General features: G+C 72.3%; 17 protein-coding genes and 1 pseudogene. 10 read left to right on the top strand and 8 right to left on the bottom strand.

The features are described 5' to 3' along the window. Positions 1-246: 246 nt before the first annotated feature. The gene (locus tag ACZ597_RS33555; protein ID WP_471338778.1) at positions 247-3,246 is read right to left on the bottom strand and encodes a beta-N-acetylglucosaminidase domain-containing protein; all 3,000 of its coding nucleotides are present in this window, start codon (positions 3,244-3,246) and stop codon (positions 247-249) included. Positions 3,247-3,484: 238 nt separating this feature from the next. Here ACZ597_RS33555 and ACZ597_RS33550 point away from each other — a divergent pair, with 238 nt between their 5' ends. The 3 genes from ACZ597_RS33550 to ACZ597_RS33540 are packed head-to-tail and all read left to right on the top strand — an operon-like array spanning position 3,485 to position 5,976. Further along, positions 3,485-3,697, top strand: a complete 213-nt coding sequence (locus tag ACZ597_RS33550; RefSeq protein ID WP_471338776.1) for a hypothetical protein — start codon at positions 3,485-3,487, stop codon at positions 3,695-3,697. 24 nt (positions 3,698-3,721) lie between these two features. Continuing rightward, entirely contained in the window at positions 3,722-5,722 is a 2,001-nt protein-coding gene (locus ACZ597_RS33545) for a 4-alpha-glucanotransferase (protein WP_471338774.1), read from the top strand. A gap of 20 nt (positions 5,723-5,742) precedes the next feature. Further along, complete coding sequence (locus tag ACZ597_RS33540) at positions 5,743-5,976, top strand: hypothetical protein (RefSeq protein WP_385770679.1); 234 nt, start codon at positions 5,743-5,745, stop codon at positions 5,974-5,976. Positions 5,977-6,094: 118 nt separating this feature from the next. Here the strand turns inward: ACZ597_RS33540 and ACZ597_RS33535 are convergent, their stop codons facing one another. Beyond that, positions 6,095-6,604 carry a MarR family winged helix-turn-helix transcriptional regulator gene (locus tag ACZ597_RS33535; protein WP_471338772.1) on the bottom strand — a complete coding sequence of 170 codons (510 nt, stop codon included), beginning with the start codon at positions 6,602-6,604 and terminating at the stop codon, positions 6,095-6,097. 168 nt (positions 6,605-6,772) lie between these two features. Between ACZ597_RS33535 and ACZ597_RS33530 the strand changes: the two genes are divergently transcribed. Both ACZ597_RS33530 and ACZ597_RS33525 read left to right on the top strand, forming a co-directional pair. Beyond that, positions 6,773-7,714: an EamA family transporter gene (locus ACZ597_RS33530; RefSeq protein WP_471338770.1), complete on the top strand. Its 942-nt coding sequence runs from the start codon at positions 6,773-6,775 to the stop codon at positions 7,712-7,714. A 45-nt stretch (positions 7,715-7,759) separates the two neighbouring features. Then, a complete protein-coding gene (locus tag ACZ597_RS33525; RefSeq protein WP_471338768.1) occupies positions 7,760-8,719 on the top strand; it encodes a DMT family transporter in 960 nt (319 codons plus the stop codon). 65 nt (positions 8,720-8,784) lie between these two features. Here ACZ597_RS33525 and ACZ597_RS33520 read toward each other — a convergent pair whose 3' ends face one another. After that, a complete protein-coding gene (locus ACZ597_RS33520) occupies positions 8,785-9,990 on the bottom strand; it encodes an RNA-guided endonuclease InsQ/TnpB family protein (RefSeq protein ID WP_471338766.1) in 1,206 nt (401 codons plus the stop codon). A 144-nt stretch (positions 9,991-10,134) separates the two neighbouring features. Here ACZ597_RS33520 and ACZ597_RS33515 point away from each other — a divergent pair, with 144 nt between their 5' ends. Next, the gene (locus ACZ597_RS33515) at positions 10,135-11,037 is read left to right on the top strand and encodes a LysR family transcriptional regulator (RefSeq protein WP_471338764.1); all 903 of its coding nucleotides are present in this window, start codon (positions 10,135-10,137) and stop codon (positions 11,035-11,037) included. 367 nt (positions 11,038-11,404) lie between these two features. Here the strand turns inward: ACZ597_RS33515 and ACZ597_RS33510 are convergent, their stop codons facing one another. Together ACZ597_RS33510 and ACZ597_RS33505 are read right to left on the bottom strand one after the other, a co-directional pair. Beyond that, positions 11,405-12,076, bottom strand: coding sequence for a YdcF family protein (locus ACZ597_RS33510; protein WP_471338762.1), 672 nt, complete (start codon positions 12,074-12,076; stop codon positions 11,405-11,407). Further along, positions 12,076-13,184 (bottom strand): annotated as a pseudogene (locus ACZ597_RS33505) (helix-turn-helix domain-containing protein). Before ACZ597_RS33505 ends, ACZ597_RS33510 begins: the two are co-directional and overlap by 1 nt. A gap of 150 nt (positions 13,185-13,334) precedes the next feature. On the opposite strand from ACZ597_RS33505, the gene ACZ597_RS33500 reads away from it, so the two are divergent. Both ACZ597_RS33500 and ACZ597_RS33495 read left to right on the top strand, forming a co-directional pair. Further along, positions 13,335-13,502 (top strand): hypothetical protein, encoded by a 168-nt coding sequence (locus ACZ597_RS33500; RefSeq protein ID WP_471338760.1) that lies wholly within the window; start codon positions 13,335-13,337, stop codon positions 13,500-13,502. Continuing rightward, the gene (locus tag ACZ597_RS33495) at positions 13,495-13,749 is read left to right on the top strand and encodes a hypothetical protein (protein WP_471338758.1); all 255 of its coding nucleotides are present in this window, start codon (positions 13,495-13,497) and stop codon (positions 13,747-13,749) included. Before ACZ597_RS33500 ends, ACZ597_RS33495 begins: the two co-directional genes overlap by 8 nt. A gap of 71 nt (positions 13,750-13,820) precedes the next feature. On the opposite strand, the gene ACZ597_RS33490 is transcribed toward ACZ597_RS33495, so the two are convergent. After that, on the bottom strand, positions 13,821-14,288 hold the full coding sequence (locus ACZ597_RS33490) for an NUDIX hydrolase (protein ID WP_471338756.1): 468 nt from the start codon (positions 14,286-14,288) through the stop codon (positions 13,821-13,823). 781 nt (positions 14,289-15,069) lie between these two features. Continuing rightward, entirely contained in the window at positions 15,070-17,646 is a 2,577-nt protein-coding gene (gene pepN / locus ACZ597_RS33485) for an aminopeptidase N (RefSeq protein WP_471338754.1), read from the bottom strand. A 138-nt stretch (positions 17,647-17,784) separates the two neighbouring features. Between pepN and ACZ597_RS33480 the strand changes: the two genes are divergently transcribed. Next, positions 17,785-18,288 (top strand): DUF1203 domain-containing protein, encoded by a 504-nt coding sequence (locus ACZ597_RS33480; protein WP_471338752.1) that lies wholly within the window; start codon positions 17,785-17,787, stop codon positions 18,286-18,288. Positions 18,289-18,342: 54 nt separating this feature from the next. On the opposite strand, the gene ACZ597_RS33475 is transcribed toward ACZ597_RS33480, so the two are convergent. Further along, positions 18,343-19,371 (bottom strand): aspartate-semialdehyde dehydrogenase, encoded by a 1,029-nt coding sequence (locus ACZ597_RS33475; protein ID WP_471338750.1) that lies wholly within the window; start codon positions 19,369-19,371, stop codon positions 18,343-18,345. A gap of 261 nt (positions 19,372-19,632) precedes the next feature. Here ACZ597_RS33475 and ACZ597_RS33470 point away from each other — a divergent pair, with 261 nt between their 5' ends. Beyond that, positions 19,633-21,123: a M28 family metallopeptidase gene (locus ACZ597_RS33470; RefSeq protein WP_471338748.1), complete on the top strand. Its 1,491-nt coding sequence runs from the start codon at positions 19,633-19,635 to the stop codon at positions 21,121-21,123. Positions 21,124-21,158: the final 35 nt, after the last annotated feature.

Below are 21,158 nucleotides of genomic sequence, written 5' to 3'. Positions count from 1 at the left end.
CGCCCCGGACCCCCTGGGGGCTCCGCCCCCAGACCCTCCCCCAGCTACCGCTGGGGGTGCCCCCAGCGCCTGAAACGCCGGCGGGGCTGTACACAGCCCCGCCGGCGTTTCAGGCGCGGGCGCCGTAGCGCCGTGTCCGTAGCCGCCCCGGCAACTGAGGCGAGAACGGGTGAAGGGCGGGTCGGGGAACGCCCCGCGCAGCGGCCGGCAACCGGCCCCAGCCATGCGCACCGACCCCGGCCCGCGTCAGGAAGGCGGCACGACCGCCTGGGCCGTCGCAGACCACAGGCTGCAGCCGAAGCGCGTCGCCCGGCGGTCGCACGTCACGCGGACGTGGCGCGTGTCCGGCGCGTCCAGCCGGACCGCGTCCACCCCGCCCCGGGAGGACACCACCGCACCCGGGCGCCACGCAACGCCGTCGGCGGACGTCTCCACCCGGAACTCCGAGGGGTACGCCTCCTGCCAGCGCAGGGTCAGCAGGCCCACCCTGGCCGGGGCGGCCAGTTCGGCCTGCCACCAGGCGCCGTCCACCGCCGGGGACGACCAGCGGGTCGCGGGGGAGCCGTCCACCGCCGCCGACGCCGGGAACTGCGGGGCCTCGACCCCCGACGAGGTGGCGCGGGCCCCGCGCAGCAGGTCCGGGCCGCCGGTGCGCGGCACCGCCCGGACGGTGAGCACCCGCACCTCCCCGTCGAAGCTCAGCGGAACCGCGTACTCCCCGGACGGGGTGCCCGCCGCGACGGTGACCTCCACCGGGACGGCGACCGTCGCACCCCGCGGCACCACCACGTCCTGCGGCAGCCGCACCTGCACCCCGGCCGGCGGGGCCGCCGTCAGCGGACCCCGGAACTCCCCGGGGCGCAGCCCGGACAGCTGCGCCGACACCGTGCGCGCGGCGCCGCCGGCCTCCACGTCGGCCCGGCCCCCGTCGGCCAGTTCGAAGCGGGCCCGCGGGCCGTCCGCGAACCACGGGACCACCTTGTGCACCACGGGGTCCGGGCCCGCCCACGACAGCCGGACCGCGTCCGCCCGTACGCCCCCCGCGTCCGCCTGAGTCCACCCGGACACCGCCGCGTCGGCCAGCCGGCGCCAGCCCTCGCCGGGCACGTGCACCTCCACCGCCGCACCCCGTGCGCCCGGCGCCAGCGGGTCCGTCATCACCGTGACCGCGGCGAGCGGCCGCGCGGAATCCAGCCGGACGGTGTGGGCGCCGGGTTCGCGGCGCACGGTGCCGTCCTTGCGGGCGGCGCCCGTCCAGGCGTCCGACTCGGCCGCCGCCTTCGCCAGGAAGGGGTCCAGCACGGAGGCGTCCACCCGCACCCCGCCCGGCTCGGCCAGCGCGCGCCGAGCCTCCGCGAGGTCCTGCGAGGCCTGCCAGGCGGCCGCCCCGTCGCCCCGGGCCTCGGCCCGCATCAGGTCGACGGCCAGCTCGCCCGCGGCCCCGTACCGCGAGAGCCGCTCCAGCCAGGGCCCGGCCTCCGCCGCCACCGCCGCGTCCAGGCGCTCCGGAGCCTCCCGGAGCACGGTGAACGCCGCGCGCAGCCGCTCCCCGGCCGCCTTGTCCCCGGCGGCGCGGGCCCGCCAGAACTCCTCCACCAGCGGCTTCAGATAGGCCGACTCCTCCACCTTCAGGCCCGAGGAAGCGGTGTTCCCGGCCAGCGCGGCCAGTGCCGCCCGGGTCTTCGGGTCCGGTCCGGACAGGTCTCGCACCGCCGCCGCCCAGGACTCCCCGGCCCGGTAGCCGCGCGGGTTCCAGGCGTAGTCCGCCGCAGTGAACAGCGGGATCCGCGACAGGGTGCCCTGCGCCATCGCGTTGGCCAGCACCCCCGCCGAACCGCCCGCCACCGCCGGATCGCGCCCGGCGTACGGGCCCAGGAAGATGCGGCCCGGGTCCCAGTCGTTGACCGGGTAGTTGTCCATGGTGACCAGCGGGTGCGCGAGCGCCGCCCGCGCCCCGGCCAGCTCCTTGCCCGTGATGGTGCGCGGCACCACGCCCACGCCCGTCCAGGCCACCTCCACCCTCGGGTCCAGCGCCCCGGCCAGCGCCGTCCGGTAGGTCGTGGCGCCCTCCTGGAAGTACTCCGTCGGCAGCAGCGACAGCGGGGCCGCCCCCGGATGCCGCGCCGCCAGGTGCGCCGCCAGCTCGCCCGCCACCTCGGCGTGCGCCTTCGCCGCCGCCGCGGGGCCCGTCCCGTACCGCACCCGGTCGGCCCGGCAGCCCCACTCGGTGTAGCTGACGTCCTGGAACTGCACCTGGAACGCCCGGAAGCCCAGCTCCCACATGGCGTCCGCCTTGCGCAGCAGCGCCGCCCGGTCGTCCGCCGACGCCAGACACATCGACTGCCCCGGTGACACCGCCCAGCCCAGCACCACCCGGTTGGCGCGGGCCCGCTCGGCCAGCGCCCGGAACTCCTCCTGCCGTTCGCGCGGGTACTCCTCGCGCCAGGCCGTGGTGCGGTACGGGTCGTCGCCGGGCGCCAGCAGCATCCGGTTCTGCTTGGTACGGCCCAGGAAGTCCAGCTGCGCCAGGCGCTGTTCCCGGGTCCAGGGCTGCCCGTAGAAGCCCTCGGTGATCCCGCGCACGGGCGCGATCGGCCAGTCCCGCACCAGCATCCCGGGCACCCTGCCGTGCCCGGCCGCCAGCAGCTGGCGCAGCGTCTGCGCGGCGTGGAACAGCCCGTCCTCGCCCACCCCGGCCAGCGCGACGGTGTCCCGCCCGCCGGCCCTGCCCACCGCCAGCCGGTAGCCGCCGGCCGGCAGGTCCCCGGCCGGGGCCGCGCCCAGCGACAGCAGGGCCTCCTCGGCGTCCGCGCCCTGGAGCCGTACGACGAGGGCCCGTTCGGGCAGCGCCGCGCCCGGGGGCCGCTCGTGCAGGGTGCGCACGCCGGCCGCGCGCAGGGCGGTGCGCACGACCTCGGCGGCGTACGGGTCCACGTCGAACGGGAGCACCATCACGGCCTCCGCCGGCACCGGCAGCTCCCGGCCCGGATCGGCGGTGGCCGACTGCGGCCGCGGCCACACGGCCGGACCCTCGGAAACGGCTCGGGGAACGTCGGAGCCCGGGTCGATGACGGGCCCGAGTCCTGCGGTGAAGACGGGAGCGGACCCGCTGTCAGGGCGCGGGGAGCCCGAAGTCCCCGGTGCCGCGCTGATCCGCGGCGGAGCCGACGCGACGGCCCCGCCGAGGAGCGTACCGATCACTGCGACGGCCGCGGCCGTGGTCCGCTTCCTGCCCCTGAGCTGCACGGAGCCTCCCCCGTCCCGAGTCGTCCCCCGACCGTGTGAACGAGCCCGAGCCCACCACCCGTGCGGCGGGGGTGTCAATGCGCGTGGGGTGATCTGACCTGGATCGGCCAGGAATGCGATGCCCCTGACTGGGTATGGCTGCGGTGTTCGCCACGGGTGTTGCATGGGCGGTCCGAAGAGCCGCGACGCGGTCCCGAGAACCGCACGGCGGTCCGAAGAACCGTAGAGGGAGGACCTCATGAACGCCCGCACAGCGACCGGCAGCCGCAGGAAACCCGCCCCGCTCTCCCACCTGCCCGTCCCGTCCGGTCCCGCCGACGAGCCGGCCGTGGACGCCGCGTACCCGCCGCTGACCAGTGAACCCCCGCTGGCCGGTTCCGCGTACGCGCCCCTGACCAGTGAGTCCCCGCTCGTCTCCGAGGCCCACCTCACGAGCGAGCCGCTCACCTAACCCCCGCCCCTCACCCAGCCAAGGATGACGATGGACGACCTCGCCCGGCTCGCGGCCCTCTACGGCGTCGCCACCTCCTACCAGCCCTCCGAGGACGTCACCGTCCAGGTGCCCGAGGCCACGGTCCGGGCCGTGCTGGGCCTGATCGGCGTCACCGCCGGCACCCCCGAGGAGGTGCGGGAGAGGGCGGACCGGGCCGAGCGGGAGCGGGCCGGGCGGCTGCTCCCGCCGACCCTGGTGCACTGGCGGGGCGAACCCGCCCCCGGGGCTCTGGCCGCGCTTCCTGCCGGGACCCGGGTGCGGGTGACCCTGGAGGACGGGGCCGGGCAGGCCGACTGGAACCCCGGACTGCCCCCGGGGGTGCACCGGCTGACCGCCGGGACCCCGGACGGCCGCACCGCCTCCGCCACCCTGATCGTGGCCCCGGACCGGGCCCCGGCGGCGCCCGACCGCGCCCACGGGCTGCTCGTCCAGCTCTACTCCCTGCTCTCGGAGCGCTCCTGGGGCATGGGCGACCTCGGCGACCTCGCGGAGCTGGCCCGCTGGGCGGCCCGCACCCACGGCGCCGGATTCATCCAGGTCAACCCGCTGCACGCGGCCTTCCCCGGCACCCCGAGCGACCCGTCCCCCTACCGGCCCTCCTCCCGCCGCTTCCCGGACCCGGTGCACCTGCGCGTCGAGGACCTGCCCGAGTGGGAGGCCTGCCCCGACCGGGACGCCCTCGCCGAACTCGCCGCCCGGGGCGGGGAGCTGCGCCGCGAGGTGCTGGAGAAGGGGGCGCTGATCGACCGGGACGCCGTCTGGGCCCTCAAGCGCGCCGCCCTGGAACTGCTGTACGCCGTCCCGCGCACCCCCGCGCGCGAGGCCGCCTACCGGGCGTTCCGCGCCGCGCAGGGCGAAGGGCTCGCGGCGCACGCCGCCTGGTGCGCGACCGCCTCGGGGGAAGACCCGCAGGAGCGCGCCGACTTCCACTGCTGGCTGGTCTGGCTGACGGACACCCAGTTGACCGCCGCCCAGCGGGCCGCGCGGGAGGCCGGGATGGAGGTCGGCATCGTGCACGACCTGGCCGTCGGGGTGCACCCGGACGGCTCCGACGCCCGTACCGGCTCCTTCCATGCCCGCAGCGCCTCCGTCGGGGCCCCGCCCGACGCCTTCAACGCGCGCGGCCAGGACTGGGGACTGCCGCCCTGGCGGCCCGACGCCCTGGAGGAATCGGCGTACGCGCCCTTCCGGGCCCTGCTGCGCGGGGTGTTCCGGTACGCGGGCGCGGTGCGCGTGGACCACGTCATGGGCCTCTTCCGGCTCTGGTGGATCCCGGACGGCACCCCGGCCGCGCAGGGTACGTACGTCTCCTACGACGGCGAGGCGATGCTGGCCGTACTGGTCCTGGAGGCGCACCGGGCCGGGGCGCTGGTGGTCGGCGAGGACCTCGGGACGGTGGAGCCGCAGGTGCGGCGGGCGCTGGCCCGGCGCGGGATCCTCGGTACCTCGGTGCTGTGGTTCGAGCGGGACTGGACCGGCGACGGCGAACCCCTGCCGGCCGGGGCCTGGCGGTCCCGGTGCCTGGCCACCGCCACCACCCACGACCTGCCGCCCACCGCCGCCAAGCTGGCCGGCTCCCACGTCGAACTGCGCGACCGGCTGGGCCTGCTGACCCGGCCTCTGGACCTGGAGCGCTCCGAGGACGCCGCCGACACCGCCGAGTGGCTGGCGCTACTGGACCGGCTGGGGCTGGAGACCAAGGGCGAGGAGGCCGCCGTACGGGCCCTGTACGCCTTCCTGCTGAGCACGCCCGCCCGGCTGGTCGGCGTGTGGCTGCCCGACGCGGTGGGGGACCGGCGGCCGCAGAACCTGCCGGGCACCTGGGACCAGTACCCCAACTGGCGGCTGCCGGTCGCCGACGCGGACGGGCGCCCGCTGACCCTGGAGGCGCTGACCGCCTCGGCCCGGGCGAACGCCCTGCTGAGCGCGGTGCGGGAGGGGGCGCAGACCCGTACGGCACCCCCGGGCGCGCGCCTCGTTTAGGTGTTCGCTACGTTTGCACCGTGGACAAGAAGAACGCTCTGCGCGCCGGCGCCGTCACGGCCGGAACGACGCTGATGATGCTGCTGATGACGTCTCCCGCCCTCGCGCTGACCCGCGACGACGGCGACGACCCGGGCCCGGGCCTGAGCATTGGCGAGACGCTCGGCCTGTTCGTGGCCGCGCCGATCGTGCTGTTCCTGGTCATCGCGGGTCTCGTGATGGTCGGCGACAAGTCGCGCAAGAACCAGGCCTGACCCGACCGGGCAGGTCCCTTCATCAAGACTTCCGGGCGCCGGAGGTCCGCGGAACCGGTGTGAGCCGGTCCCGACGCGACCTCCGGCGCCTTGTCGTACCCGGAAGCGCCCCGCCGTCCTAGGACACGTCGGCGAGCAGCTTGCGCAGCATCCCGGTGAGCTGCTCGACCTCTTCGGGGTCGAAGCCCTCCAGGGCCCGGCGGTGTACGGCGAGGCCGGCGGAGACCGTCTCGTCGGCGAGGGCGAGGCCCCGGTCGGTGAGGGTCACCTGGAGCCCGCGCCGGTCGTGCGGGTCGGGGCTGCGGGTGAGCAGTCCGGCCTTCTCCAGCTTGTCCAGGCGGCCGGTCATCCCGCCGGTGGTGAGCATCAGGGTGGCCGACAGCTGGCGCGGCGAGAGAGTGTACGGGGCCCCGGAGCGGCGCAGCGTCGCGATGACGTCGAACTCGCCCCGGCTGATGCCGTAGCCGTTGTAGGCGCGCTCCACGGCTTCTCCGACGGCCTTGGCGATCCTGTAGATCCGGCCGAAGACGGCCATCGGGGCGGTGTCCAGGTCGGGCCGCACGTCGGCCCACTGTGCGGTGATCGCGTCGACGGCGTCCGTCGCGGCGTCCTTCTTCACCTCGGTCATAACTGAAGTATCCCGTTCCGCTCAGTCGTTCGCAAGAAAGTAGCTTGCGTAAAAGTAGCTTAGGGGTAAGCTACTTATCAGCGACCTACTCGGGGAGGTCCGGGGACGGGCCCCCGGGTAGGTCGCGGCCAACCCGCACCCGCCAGCCCATCCTCATCTGCCCGAGGAGTGACCGTGAACCGCGTCACCACCACCATCCTGACCGCGCTCGCCCCCATCTCCTGGGGCTCGACCTACTTCGTCGCGAGCGAGCTGCTGCCCGCCGACCGGCCCCTCTTCACCGGGGCCATGCGCGCCCTGCCCGCCGGCCTGCTCCTGGTCGCCCTCTCCCGCGTCCTGCCCAAGGGCGCCTGGTGGTGGAAGTCCGCGGTACTCGGCACCCTCAACATCGGCGCCTTCTTCCCGCTGCTCTTCCTCTCCGCCTACCGGCTCCCCGGCGGCGTCGCCGCCGTGCTCGGTTCGGCCGGGCCGCTCTTCGTCGTGGGGCTCGCCGCCCTCCTCCTGGGGGAGCGGGCCAGGCTCCGGACCGTGCTCGCCGCCGTGGTCGCCGCGTTCGGCGTGAGCATGGTGGTGCTGACCGCCGAGGCCGAGCTCGACCTCATCGGCGTCATAGCCGGCGTGGTCTCCTCCGCCTCCATGGGCGCGGGCACCGTGATGACCAAGCGCTGGGGACGCCCCGAGGGCGTCGGCCCGCTGGCCGTGACCGGCTGGCAGCTCACCGCGGGCGGCCTGGTCATCATCCCGATCGCCGCGCTGGTCGAGGGGGCGCCGCCCGCGCTCGACGGCAAGGCCTTCCTCGGCTACGGCTACATGATGCTGATCAACACCGGGGCCGCGTACTTCCTCTGGTTCCGCGGCATCGGCCAGCTCACCGCCACCTCCGTCACCCTGCTCGGCCCGCTGTCCCCGCTCACCGCCGCCGTCATCGGCTGGGCCGCGCTCGGCCAGGCGCTGTCGCCCGTACAGCTGGTGGGCATGGCCCTCGCCTTCGGTGCCACGGTCTTCGGCCAGCTCCCGGGCCGGGCGGCGAAGCCCAAGCCGGAACCGTTCAGCGCGACTGAAGGAACCGATCGAAATCTTTCGATGGACCTGGGCAAAGCGAAGGTGTGAGAGTGGGTCCACGACCCACACCACACGCTCAGGGGGAAACCACCAGTGACCGTCATGGACCGCATCCGCACCGCACCCACCGCCGCCGGCGCCCTCGCCGGCGGCGGCGCCGTTGCCGGAGACAAGGCGAGGAAGGGAGCCGCCGGACTGGGCGTACTCCTCGCCCTGGTCGCGACGGTCGTCTGGTCCGGCAGCTTCGTCGCCACCCGCGGCATGGCGGACACCGTCCCGCCCGTCCAGGCCGTCTTCTGGCGGTGGATCGTCGCCGCCGTCGCGGTCGCCCCCTTCGCCGCCCGCCAGGCCTGGCAGCAGCGGACCCTGCTCCGCAAGCACCTCGGCTACATCAGCCTCGCCACCCTCTTCGGCGTCACCCTCTACAACACCCTGGTCCACCAGGCAGGACTGACCACCTCCGCCTCCAACATGGGCATGATCATGGCGGCTTCGCCGGTCATCATGGCCCTGTACGCCCGCCTCGGCGGCGAACGGCTCGGCGTCCGCCGCTCCTTCGGGATGCTGCTCGCGGCCTTCGGGGTGCTGCTGCTGGTCGGCGACGGCTCGCTCGGCTTCGATTTCGGCGCCGGCGACCTGTGGATGTTGGGTGCCGCCCTCTCCTTCGCCACGTACAGCGCCCTCCTCAAGCGCAAGCCGGCGGAGATCGGCGGCCTGGCCTTCCTCCTCACCACCTTCGTCCTCGGCGCCCTGATGCTGGCCCCCGCCTACGCGGTCTCCCTCACCGTCCAGGGCGGCTTCGAGGCGACGCCCCACACCGTCGGCCCCCTCCTCTACGTCGGCGTCTTCTCCTCCGCGGTCGCCTTCTTCGCCTGGAACAAGGCCATCTCCCTCATCGGGGCGGCCCGCGCGGGAGTCGTCTACTACCTCCAGCCGGTCTGCGTCGCAGCCCTCGGCCTGCTCCTCCTCGGCGAGCGCACCGGCCCCGCGCAGCTCCTGTGCATGGCCCTGATCCTGGGCGGAGTCGCCTTCGGCAGCACGGCCCGCCGGTAATTTCCTTCCCTTGACATCCTCCCGGCCCTGAAGGACGGGGATTCCTAGCTCACTTCGCCTGACCGTCAGCGACGGGCAGGGCTTACAAGATCAGCACTAGCCGGGTTGAGACCAGCCCGGACGAGCATCACACGGGCGGAGTTCTTGTCCCTGGGGGACGAGGTTCCGCACGCGGTGCACGTATACGTTCTCTCGGAGAGGGGGAGTGCGTGCTTGGCTCTCGCTCCGCAGTGTGCGCAGTCCATGGTGGTGTGCGCGGGGTGGACCAGGTGCACGGTCCGTCCGTGCTTGCGCGCCATCTCGGCCAGCGCGGTCTTCACGGCGCCGATCGCGGCATCAGCGGCCTTGCGGGCCATCGTGGACTTCGCGAGGAAGCGGGGCCGGAAGTCCTCCACGGCCAGATGGTCGAAGTCCCGGACGACGGTCTTGGCCCACTTGCGGCCGGTGTCCTGCCGCTGCCGGGCGATCTTCTTGTGCATTTTTGCCGCAGCCTTGCGGGCCTTGCGGTAGCCGGCGGTGTCGGGCCGGTTCTTCGGCGTCCGGCGCCGGGCCATCATCCGCTGGTACCTGGCCAGCTTCGCGGCGGCCGTCTTCCCGTGCTGGGCGTGCGGAAGGTCATGGGAGTCGGAGGTGGTGGTGGCGGTCTCCTTCACGCCCCAGTCGATGCCTATGGACTGGCCGGTCTCCGGCAGGTCCTCGGTCACGGTGGCGACGACGAACGAGCAGTACCAGTGCCCGAGGCTGTCCCGGTACACCCGCACCGACGATGGAGCCGACGGAAGACCGCGGGACCACACCACCGTCAGCACGATCCCGCCGGCCAGGTGCAGACGGCCGTCCCGAACCCGGAATCCGCGGGTGGTGTAGTTCAGCGACGGGGCCGCTTCCCGCTTCCGCTTGATGCGGGGCATCCCGGCCCGCTGCCGCACCGGCAGCTTCGCCTTGATGTCCTTCAGTGCCTTCGCCCTCGACTTCGCGAAGTCCCGGATGATCTGCTGCTGCGGCACCGAGCCGCCTTCCCGCAGCCAGCTCATCGACTGGCGGGCCTCGGTCAACATCTTGTCGAGCTGCGCAGGCCCGCACGTCGTTTTCTCGCCGGTCGTCTTGTTGTGCATGTGGACCTTGCGGGACTTCGCCACGCACTCGTTCCACACCCACCGACACCGCGCCCACTCCGCCTCCAGCTTCGCAAGCGCGGAGGACGACACACGCAGCCGGTAGGTGTAACGGGCGTGCCCGGCCACCTCGTCGGCTTTCACGGCTGTCGTCATGACCCGCAACCTAACAGCCCCCACTGACAACGGAAGAGAGTGCAGGTCAGAACAGATGCGCAGAGAACTCCGCCGCTTCGCGGCTCCGAGCCAAGGACCCATTCCTCCCCGCCCTGAAGGACGGGGCATGCTGGGAGAAATCAGGTGACCGACTGGGACATCAAGAAGCTCCGCATCCTGCGGACCCTGGCCGACCGGGGCACCGTGACCGCGACGGCCGAGGCGCTGCACATGACGCCCTCGGCCGTTTCGCAGCAGCTGACCAACCTCGCCCGCCAGCTGGGCGTACCGCTCCTCGAACCCCAGGGTCGACGGGTCCGCCTCACCGACGCCGCCCACCTGGTCCTGCGCCACACCGAAGCCGTCTTCGCCCAGCTCGAACGCGCCGACGCCGAACTCACCGGCTACCTGTCGGGGGAGTCGGGCGAAGTCCGCGTAGGCGCCTTCTCCACGGCGGTCCCGGTCCTCGTGGTCCCGGCGGTCGCCGCCCTCCGCCTCACCCACCCGGGCATCGAACTCCGCGTACGCGAGACCGAGGCGGCCGAATCCTACGAACTCCTCTCCGCCGGCACCGTGGACCTCGCCCTCTCCCTCGCCGCGCACGCCCCGACCGCCTGGGACGCCCGCTTCATCCGGATCACCCTCCTGGAAGACCCCCTGGATGTGGCCCTCCCCCAGGACCACCCCCTCGCGGCCGCACCCGTGCTCCGCCTGGCGGACCTCTCGGCGGACCGGTGGATCTACGGCGGCAGCGGCCCCTGGTCGGAGATCACCCGCTCGGCGTGCGAACCGGCGGGCTTCGTCCCGGAACAGGCCCACTCGGCCTCGGGGTGGACCGCGATCCTGGCGATGGTCGAGGCGGGCATGGGCGTAGCCCTGGTCCCCCGCATGGTCTCGGCCCGAGCCTCGGGCGTAACGGTCCGCACCCTCACCCACGACCGCCCCACCCGCCACGTCGTCGCAGCCCTCCGCCGAGGCACGGAAGCCGCCCCGGCGGTGTCCCGAGTCCTGCGGGCCCTCCAGGGGGCGGCGAGCTCCCTCGCCTGAGGGGGCCAGGGGAGCGGTGTCCCCTCGGGCGGTGTCAGGGCCGGTTTGGGGGCTTCCCGTGGGGAGCGGCCGCGTCAGCGATGAGGCGAGGGGCCGGGCCTTGGCCGGCCGGGCATCCGGGCCCTCACGAGTCGAGATTCCGGGCCGGGGCGCGACTACCCGCACGAGAGGTTGACCAGAGCCCCCAGCAGACCACCCAAGCGCAACAAATCGCTACGCGCTCCTCTCGGCTCGGCGTCCGCCGACCGTCCGGGGCTGATACCCGCACCAGAGGATGACCAGGGCGGTTCGAGAAGCGCATGGCGCGTCAGATCGCTACGCGCTCCTCTGATCTCGGCGGCCGTCGGCCGTCTGGGGCCGCTGGCTCTCAGGGGCTGAGGAGACAGCTGGTGAAGCCGTCGCGGACGAGGGACTCGTACGCGGCATGCACGTCCTGCGGTACGTCCTGGGTGATGGCGAAGCCCTGCTTCGGGTACTCGATCACGCGTTGTAGGTCGCCGACGATCATGCTGATCACGGATTCCTCGTCGCCCATGGCCTTGAGGTAAGCGTCGAAGGACAGTGGGTCGGAAGCGCAGACCACTTCGATGTCGGGCCACTGCTCGCGGCAGGTGGCGAAGGCCCGCCGCTCCATGTACGGCATGCTGATCAGCAGCACGGAGCGGGGCCGGACATCGGCGGCGGTCAGCACCTCGCGCGCGAACGCGATGTTCTGCCCGGTGTTGGCTGCCTTCGGCTCCAGCAGCATCGCGTGGGCGGGTACGCCGAGCGCGAGGGCGTGTTCCTGGAAGTGCACGGCTTCGCCACGCGGGAAGACGTTGATGGTGGCCGCGCTGTTGCCGCCGGTGAACACGAGGGTGGGGAAGAGCCCGGCTTTGTACAGGTCGGCGGCGTAGGTGCTGACGCCGAGGTCGTTGCAGCCCAAAACGACGGCCACGTCGCACGGGCGGAGTTCGTGACCCATGTGGTGGTAGTCCCAGATCAGCTGGCCGGCCTGCCGCTGACCCTCCGTGACTTCCTGCGGTCGTCCGTCTGCCACTACCTGCTCCCTGGTCGGTGGTGTAGGGGTTTGAAGGCTCCCTCGCACGTCCGTCTGATCGCCTCGATGCTACGTAGTTGATGTCCGAGGTCGGACTGTGCGGCGATCTGCGCGGCTTCGTCCAGAAGGCGGAGCCCCTCGTCACGGGTGGCGGGATCAGTACGAAAGATGTGGGCTTGAGCGGTGGTGAGCTGCACCCGTTGCATCGGGGACCGCACGGTGCCCGTAGTGCAGGCGATGTCCAGGTGCCGGAGTGCGGCGGTGAGGTCTCCGGCGTCGCGGCGGGCCAGGGCGAGCTTCTGGTGTGCCACCGACCAGCTTCGGGTTCGGCCAGGTCCTCGAAATCACGAGTTGCGGCTGTCATGACACGCGTCGCGTAGTCGTGCTCACCGTCCTTGCTCAGCGCGGTTCCCACCCATAAGCGGGCACTCGCGCGGTCGCGGGGAGAAAGACGGTCGTCGACAGCCAGGCTTTCGTAGGCGCGAGCAGCGGTCTCCAGCCTGCCGGACATCTCCATGACGACCGCGTGGGACAGGTCGAGCTGGGCCACGCGGCGGGGGATGCCGAGGTGAGTGAAGACGGCGCGCGCACCGGCATAGGAGTGCTGGGCGGACAGCAGCCCGACGGGAGTTCCCCGGTATCGCTTGAGGTCCCCGAGCAAAGTGGTCGAGCGGGCGAACAGATACAGGCCCTTCTCGTCCAGCTCAACGCTCTTGAAGCGGCTCAGCCGCCGGCTGAGCAGGCAATCGGCGAACGCGAAATCCTGCTGAGAGAGCGCCACCACGACCCGGTCCAGGTCATCGGCCCAGGATTCGTACTCCCAGGCCAGCGGAGCTGCGGGAGTCGCCCACCGGCCTGTCCTGGAGCCTCCAGCCTCGGACAGAAACGTCTCGAACCGCAGGTGGGCGGCAGCGTCCGCACGGGCCAATGCGGTGTCGAGGATCGCTTGGGTGTCCGGGCGGGGCTCGGTTGACGCCCGAAGCTTCTCCCATTTGGAGACGGTCCGCACTCCGACACCAAGGTGATCGGCGAACGCGCGGACGCTCAGCCGCAGCGCGAGCCGGAGTGCCTTGGCCTCCAGGCCGGTCCAGTGGTGCACGGTCGCCACATGCCACTCCCTTCTCACCGTCATCGAACCACGCCAGACCGATGCAGGGGGACGCAAGTACAGCGGAAGTGCAACAAACGGTCATTCCCGTGCGGTTGGACCGAGTCCAGGCTGATGGGTGACACCACTGACCTCTGGAGGAGTCGACCCGTGACCGACCGCATCACGCGCAGCTGCGTCTGCGAGGGACTCATGACCGCGCACGCGCCCGTCGAGGGAGTGGCAGCGACGTCCGACCCCAGCACCAACCTGCTCGACCGGGCCCAGGCCGGCTGGGAGTGCTTCCTCAGCACCTTCGAGGCAGCCTCCGATGAGTGAGTGCTACGAGTACGTTCCCCACCGTCTCCTCCGCCAGCGGGTCCGCGACATCGCCTCCGGCACCGAAGGCGTCCTCATGGCCGTGATCAACGAGAACGTCTCCGACACCGCCATCGAACGCTGGATGGAACTCGCCTACATCCGCAACTCCACCGGTCGCGAATTCACCACCGCCGCCGCCAACGTCGTACCCGCCCCAGACCAGCCCCAGGCGGCCGTCAGCCGCCGGGATCAGAGAAGCGCGTAGCGATCTGACGCGCCCGTCGGATTCCTGGGCTGATACCCGCACCAGAGGACGAACGGAGCAGCCCGGGCGGCTCATCGGACGACCGGGCCGTTACCGGCTCGCCAGTCGTCCAGGCGTTTGCGGATGCTGGGGACCATGGGGAGTTCGTCGGTCTCGTGAGGTGTGAACCAGGCGACTTCGAAGGATTCGTCGGAGGTGCGGAGGGTGCCCCCGGTGGGGCGGGCGAGGAGGCAGACGGAGAACTCCTGTCGGACCTCGCCGTCGTCGTAGGCGAAGACATGACCAGGGTTGGTGTAGGTGCCGACAATGCCCGTGATCTCCACGGTGATCCCGGTCTCCTCGTAGGTCTCCCGGACCGCGCAGTCACCGATGGACTCGCCAAGATCCATCCGACCGCCGGGAAGGGCCCACATCCCGTTGTCGGTCCGGCGCTGCAACAGCACCCGCCCGTCTCCGTCCACCACGACGGCGGATGCGGCGGGCACGAGGCTGTTCGCCGGCGGTGCGCTGGGGTCGTCTTCGTAGTCACGCCTGGGCATTGCTCTCCCTGATGTCGCGGCCTCGGCTCCACAGCTCCTCGACATGTGCCCAGCCAAGAACTCCTCGAACGCGCCCAGGCCGGCTGGGAGCGCTTCCTCGATACCTTCGACCAGCCCGGGACAACCGTCGGCCGCTGAGACGGGAGGAGCGCGTAGCGATCTGACGCGCCTGTCGGACCCCGATGCCCGTCTCATCAACATTTGGTGCAGGTATCAGCCCAGGACGGCCGTCGGACGCCGAGAAATGAGGAGCGCGTAGCGATCTGCTGCGCCTGCGGGCTCCGCAGGGGGTTCTGGTCGGCATGTGGTGCAGGTAGCCGCGCCCCCGGCTCGGAATCGCCGCGATGTGGGCCCGGATGCCCGGCGGGCCGGGGCGCGGCCCCTCGCCTCATCTCTGACAGGGCCGCTCCTGCTCCTCCTGCCCCGTGACCGTTCCTTTGGGGGCTTCCCGGCAGTCTTTCGGCTTTCCGGGGCGGGTCGGTCGGTCAAGGGTCGCCGAAGGCGATCACGAAGTGACGCGACGAAGGAGCGCCCTTGAGGGACCGGCCGACACGGAACGACGATGGGACTGACGGGAAACCCCCAAACGGCTGTGAGACCGCCCGAGGGGATACCGCCCCCCGGCCACCCACCCGCACCCGGGGGCGGGTGGGCAACTGCCGACCCGCCCCACGGGGTCGAGGGGGAGATAGCGGGCCCGCACCGCAAGCCCCGTACAGCACAGCCCCCGTCCCCCGCCCCCCAGCGGGGACGGGGGACGGGGCCGTGGCGCGACGGGCCGTCAGGCCCCCGCGGCCGCCGCGTCCGCGGACTGGGCCTTCAGGGCGCGCTCGACGCCCGAGCGGGACTCCGAGACCAGGCGGCGCAGGGCGGCGTTCGGCTCGGCCGAGGCCAGCCACGCGTCCGTCGCGTCCAGGGTCTCCTGCGAGACCTGGAGCGACGGGTACAGGCCCACCGCGATCTGCTGCGCGATCTCGTGGCTCCGGCTCTCCCAGATGTCCTTGACCACCGCGAAGTACTTCTCCGCGTACGGCGCGAGCAGCTCCCGCTGGTCGGTCTGGACGAAGCCGCCGATCACGGCCTCCTGGACCGCGTTCGGCAGGTCGGCCGACTCCACCACCGAGGCCCAGGCCTCCGCCTTGGCCTCCGCCGTCGGCCGCGCGGCCCGCGCCGTCGCCGCGTGGCGCTCGCCCGCGGCGGTCGCGTCCCGCTCCAGCTCCGCCGCGATGACCGCCTCGTCGGCGATGCCCGTGGCCGCCAGGCGCTCCAGGAACGCCCACCGCAGCTCGGTGTCCACGACCAGGCCCTCGACCTCCGCCGAGCCGTCGAGCAGCGCCGCCAGGTAGGTCAGCTGCCCCTCGGTGCGGGCCGTCGCCGCGAAGGCGCGCGCCCACGCCAGCTGGTGGTCGCTGCCCGGCTCGGCGCCGCGCAGGTGCTCCAGCGTGGCCTCGGTCCAGACGGTCAGGCCCTGGTCCCGCCACGCCGGGTCGGCGTACAGGTCGACGGCCAGCTTCACCTGGCGGTGCAGGGACTGCACCACACCGATGTCCGACTCCTTGCCGATGCCCGACAGGACCAGCGCCAGGTAGTCGCGCGTCGCGAGCTCGCCGTCACGCGTCATGTCCCACGCCGACGCCCAGCACAGCGCCCGCGGCAGCGACTCGGTGAAGTCGCCCAGGTGAGCGGTGACGTTGGCCAGCGAGATCTCGTCCAGCCGCACCTTCGCGTACGACAGGTCGTCGTCGTTGAGCAGCACGACCGCCGGACGGGCACGTCCCGCGAGCTCCGGCACGGCCGTCAGCTCGCCGTCGATGTCCAGCTCGATCCGGTCCGTGCGGACCAGCTTGCCGTCCTCCAGGTCGTACAGGCCGACCGCGATGCGGTGGGGCCGCAGCACCGGCTCGCCCTTGGCACCCGCCGGCAGGGCCGGGGCCTCCTGGCGCACGGCGAACGAGGTGATGCGCCCCTGCCCGTCCGTCTCGATCTCGGGCCGCAGCACGTTGATGCCGGCCGTCTCCAGCCACGCCTTCGACCAGGCGGTCAGGTCGCGGCCGGAGGTCTCCTCCAGCGCGCCCAGCAGGTCCGACAGGCGCGTGTTGCCGAACGCGTGCGCCTTGAAGTAGGCCTGTACGCCCTTGAAGAAGGCGTCCATGCCCACGTAGGCGACGAGCTGCTTGAGCACCGAGGCGCCCTTGGCGTACGTGATGCCGTCGAAGTTGACCAGGACGTCGTCCAGGTCGCGGATGTCGGCCATGATCGGGTGCGTGGACGGAAGCTGGTCCTGCCGGTACGCCCAGGTCTTCATGGAGTTCGCGAACGTCGTCCACGCGTGCGGCCACTTCGAGCCCTCGGCGTAGGCCTGGCAGGCGATCGAGGTGTACGTGGCGAACGACTCGTTCAGCCACAGGTCGTTCCACCACTCCATGGTGACGAGGTCGCCGAACCACATGTGGGCGAGCTCGTGCAGGATGGTCTCCGCGCGGACCTCGTACGCCGCGTCCGTCACCTTCGACCGGAAGACGTACTGGTCGCGGATGGTGACCGCGCCGGCGTTCTCCATCGCGCCCGCGTTGAACTCCGGAACGAAGAGCTGGTCGTACTTCGCGAAGGGGTAGTCGTACGCGAACTTCTCCTGGAACCAGTCGAAGCCCTGCCGCGTCACGTCGAAGATCGCGTCGGCGTCGAGGAACTCGGCGAGCGAGGGCCGGCAGTAGATGCCGAGCGGCACGGACTGCCCGTCCTGGCCCTCGTACGAGCTGTGCACCGCGTGGTACGGGCCGACGATCAGGGCGGTGATGTACGAGGAGATGCGCGGAGTCGGCTCGAACGCCCACACCCGGTCCTTGGGCTCCGGCGTCGGGGAGTTCGAGATGACCGTCCAGCCCTCCGGAGCCGTGACGGTGAACTGGAACGTTGCCTTCAGGTCGGGCTGCTCGAAGCTGGCGAAGACCCGCCGCGCGTCCGGCACCTCGAACTGGGTGTACAGGTACGCCTGCTGGTCGACCGGGTCGACGAAGCGGTGCAGGCCCTCGCCGGTGTTGGTGTAGGCGCAGTCCGCGACGACACGGAGCTCGTTGGCCCCGGCGGCGAGGTGGTCCAGCGCGATCCGCGAGTCGCGGAAGACGGCGGCCACGTCGAGGGACTTGCCGTTGAGGACGACCTCGTGCACGGCCGGTGCGACCAGGTCGATGAAGGTCCCGGCACCTGCCTCGGCCGACTGGAAGCGCACGGTGGTCACCGACGGGTAGGTGCCGCCCTCCTGTGCGCCGCTGAGATCGAGTTCGATCTCGTACGAGTCGACGGTGAGCAGCTTCGCCCGCTGCTGAGCCTCTTCACGGGTGAGATTCGTGCCAGGCACGCGTTCATCTCCTTTGATGGTGACGTTGCCCCGCCATCCTTCCACGCGGGCCCGGCCGCCGGGCGGGACTAATCCAGAGGCGAACACGAGGTCCGATTTCCGCCAGACCCGGCCGGACCGCCCGCGCACCCTGGACCCATGACCACGCACACGGCCCTCCCCATCCCGCCCGCCGCCCTCACGGCGCTGCGGGCCCGCGACGACGCCGGCCGGCCCTGCCTGCCGTACGAGGACCCCGAGGGCGGCGCCCCGCTGCGCTGCTGCCTGCGCCGCAGCCTGCCGGGCGAGCTGATCGCCCTCGTCTCCTACGCCCCGCTGCGGCGCTGGGCCGCCGGGGCGGGCGTCGACCCGGGCGCGTACGACGAACAGGGCCCGGTGTTCGTCCACGGCTCCGACTGCGCGGGTCCGTCCGCCGGGGGCGCGGCCGGCCACCCCTTCGCGAACGCCGGAGCGCTGCGCGCGGTCCGCCGCTACGACGCGGGCGGCCGCATCCTGGGCGGCCGCTTCCTCACGCTCCCGGAAGCCGCCGACGACGCGGTGGAGCAGGCCCTGTCGGAGGCCTTCGCCGACCCGCACACCGCCCTCGTCCACGTCCGCGCGGTCGAGCACGGCTGCTTCCTCTTCGAGGTCCGCAGGCCCTGACGCGCCGGAGGGGCGGCGCCCGGCGGCGCCGCCCCTCCGTTCACGACACGGGTGTCAGCCGCGCAGCTCCTCGGCGACGAGCTCCGCGATCTGGACGGCGTTCAGCGCGGCGCCCTTGCGGAGGTTGTCGTTGGAGAGGAACAGCGCGAGGCCGTTGTCGACTGTCTCGTCCACGCGGATGCGGCCCACGTACGAGGCGTCCTTGCCGGCGGCCTGGAGCGGGGTGGGGATCTCGGACAGCTCGACGCCCGGGGCGTCCTTCAGCAGCTCGTAGGCGCGCTCGACGCTGATCGGACGCTCGAAGCGGGCGTTGACCTGGAGCGAGTGGCCGGAGAAGACGGGGACGCGCACGCAGGTGCCGGAGACCTTGAGCCCGGGGATCTCCAGGATCTTGCGGGACTCGTTGCGGAGCTTCTGCTCCTCGTCGGTCTCGAAGGAGCCGTCGTCGACGATGGAGCCGGCCAGCGGCAGCACGTTGAAGGCGATGGAGCGCTTGTAGACGCCGGGCTCGGGGAAGTCGACGGCCTCGCCGTCGTGGACCAGCTTGGTCGCCTCGGATGCCACGGCCTTGACCTGGCCGTCGAGCTCGGCCACGCCGGCCACGCCGGAGCCGGAGACGGCCTGGTAGGTGGTGGCGATCAGGGCGGTGAGCCCCGCCTCCTCGTGCAGCGGGCGCAGCACGGGCATGGCGGCCATGGTGGTGCAGTTCGGGTTCGCGATGATGCCCTTGGGGCGGTTCTTGATCGCGTGCGGGTTGACCTCGGAGACCACGAGGGGGACCTCGGGGTCCTTGCGCCAGGCGGAGGAGTTGTCGATCACGACGGCGCCCTGGGAGGCGACCTTCTCGGCGAGGGCCTTGGAGGTGGCGCCGCCTGCGGAGAAGAGCACGATGTCCAGGCCCGAGTAGTCGGCCGTGGAGGCGTCCTCGATGGTGATCTCCCGGCCCTGCCAGTCGATGGTGGAGCCGGCGGAACGGGCCGAGGCGAACAGCCGCAGCTCGTCCACCGGGAACTTCCGCTCGGCGAGGATCCCGCGCATGACTCCGCCGACCTGTCCGGTGGCTCCGACGATTCCGACCCTCACGGTGACTCCTTCAAATACGTGGACGCTGGCGCGCGCGAGGCCATCATGCGTTCGACCCCACGAGGCTTGTCCAATCCATTGTCCGAGGTGCGGACAGTGTCGGAGCCGTGAACTCCCGTGACGAGTGTGTGACGGCCGCGTCAACGGACCCTTCAACGTCCGTTTTGCCTGGTCAAGGCCGGTTAGCTTCCGGTTCAGCCGTGATCGTTATCCGGACGCGGCGCACCAGAAGCCGAAACACCACCCTCGGGGAGATCCACCGTGCCGGACATCCGCCACCGCCACAGCCGCCGCCGGTCCATACCGGCCCTCGCCGCCCTCGCCGCGGCCGCCGTCGCCGCGCCCGTGCTGCTGACCGCCACCCCGGCCGGCGCCCACCCGCGAGAGGGCAGGCTGGCCCAGGAGCTGGTGGAGGAGGTCACCGCGCGCGGGGCCCACCGCCACCTGGCGAAGTTCCAGCAGATCGCCGACGCCAACGGCGGCAACCGCGCCGCCGGCACCCCCGGCCACGCCGCCTCGGCCGCCTACGTCCACGACACCCTGAAGAAGGCCGGGTACGAGGTCTCCTACCAGGACTTCGACATCTACGAGGCGCACACGAAGACGGAGAAGACCACCGTCCTCGGCGACCAGCCGCGCGAGCTGGCCACCGCGGCCTTCACCTTCACCAGGTCCACCCCGGCCGGCGGCCTGGCCGCCCCGCTCGCCCTCGCCCGCGTCGACGAGACCCCCGGCTGCACCGCCGACGACTACCCGGCCGGCGCCTTCACCGGGAAGATCGCCCTGGTCAAGCGGGGTGCCTGCACCTTCGTGGAGAAGCAGCGGGCCGCCGCCGCGGCGGGCGCGATCGGCGTGATCGTCTACAACCACAGCGGCACCGCCCCGGTCCGCGGCGGGTTCTCCTCCCCGGCCGAGGGGATCATCCCCAGCGCGGGCATCACCCTGGCCGACGGCGAGGCGCTGGCCGCGGCAGCCGCCGAGGGCGAGGTGAAGGTGCGCCTGGACCTGGACCAGGAGCACGTGAAGAAGACCACCCGCAACGTGATCGCCGAGACCCGGGGCGGCCGCGCCGACCGCGTGGTGACGGTCGGCGCCCACCTGGACTCGGTCCCCGAGGGCCCCGGCATCAACGACAACGGCTCCGGCTCGGCAGGCCTCCTCGAAGTCGCGCTCAAGCTCGCCGACGAGGGCGCCAACAAGAAGAACAAGGCGCCCGCCAACAAGGTGCGCTTCGCCTGGTGGTCGGCGGAGGAGCTGGGCCTGCTGGGCTCGGAGCACTACGTCGCGCAGCTGTCCGACAAGCAGAAGAAGGACATCGCGCTCTACCTGAACTTCGACATGATCGCCTCGCCGAACCCGGTGCAGTTCGTCTACGACGGCGACGACTCGGACAGGACCGGCGCGGGCGCCGGACCGGCCGGCTCGGCGCAGATCGAGGCGCTGATCAACGGCTTCCTGGACAAGAAGGGCAAGCCGCACGAGGGCAGTGACTTCGACGGCCGCTCCGACTACGGCCCGTTCATCGAGAACGGCATCCCGGCGGGCGGCACCTTCACCGGCGCCGAGGGCGTCAAGACCGCCGAGCAGGCCAAGCGCTACGGCGGCACGGCCGGGGCGGCGTACGATCCGAACTACCACGGGGCGGGCGACGACCTGAAGAACATCGACCTCAAGGCGTTCGACACCAACCTGGACGTGATCGCCCACGCGGTCGGCACGTACGCCGAGTCCCTGCGCACGCTGGGCAAGTAGGCGGCGCGACGGGGGAAACGGGAGGGGCGGTGCTC

Source organism: Streptomyces sp. NPDC040718, assembly GCF_055593565.1.
The sequence above is the reverse complement of the archived record's forward strand: the minus strand, read 5'-3'. Positions and strand labels throughout refer to the sequence as shown.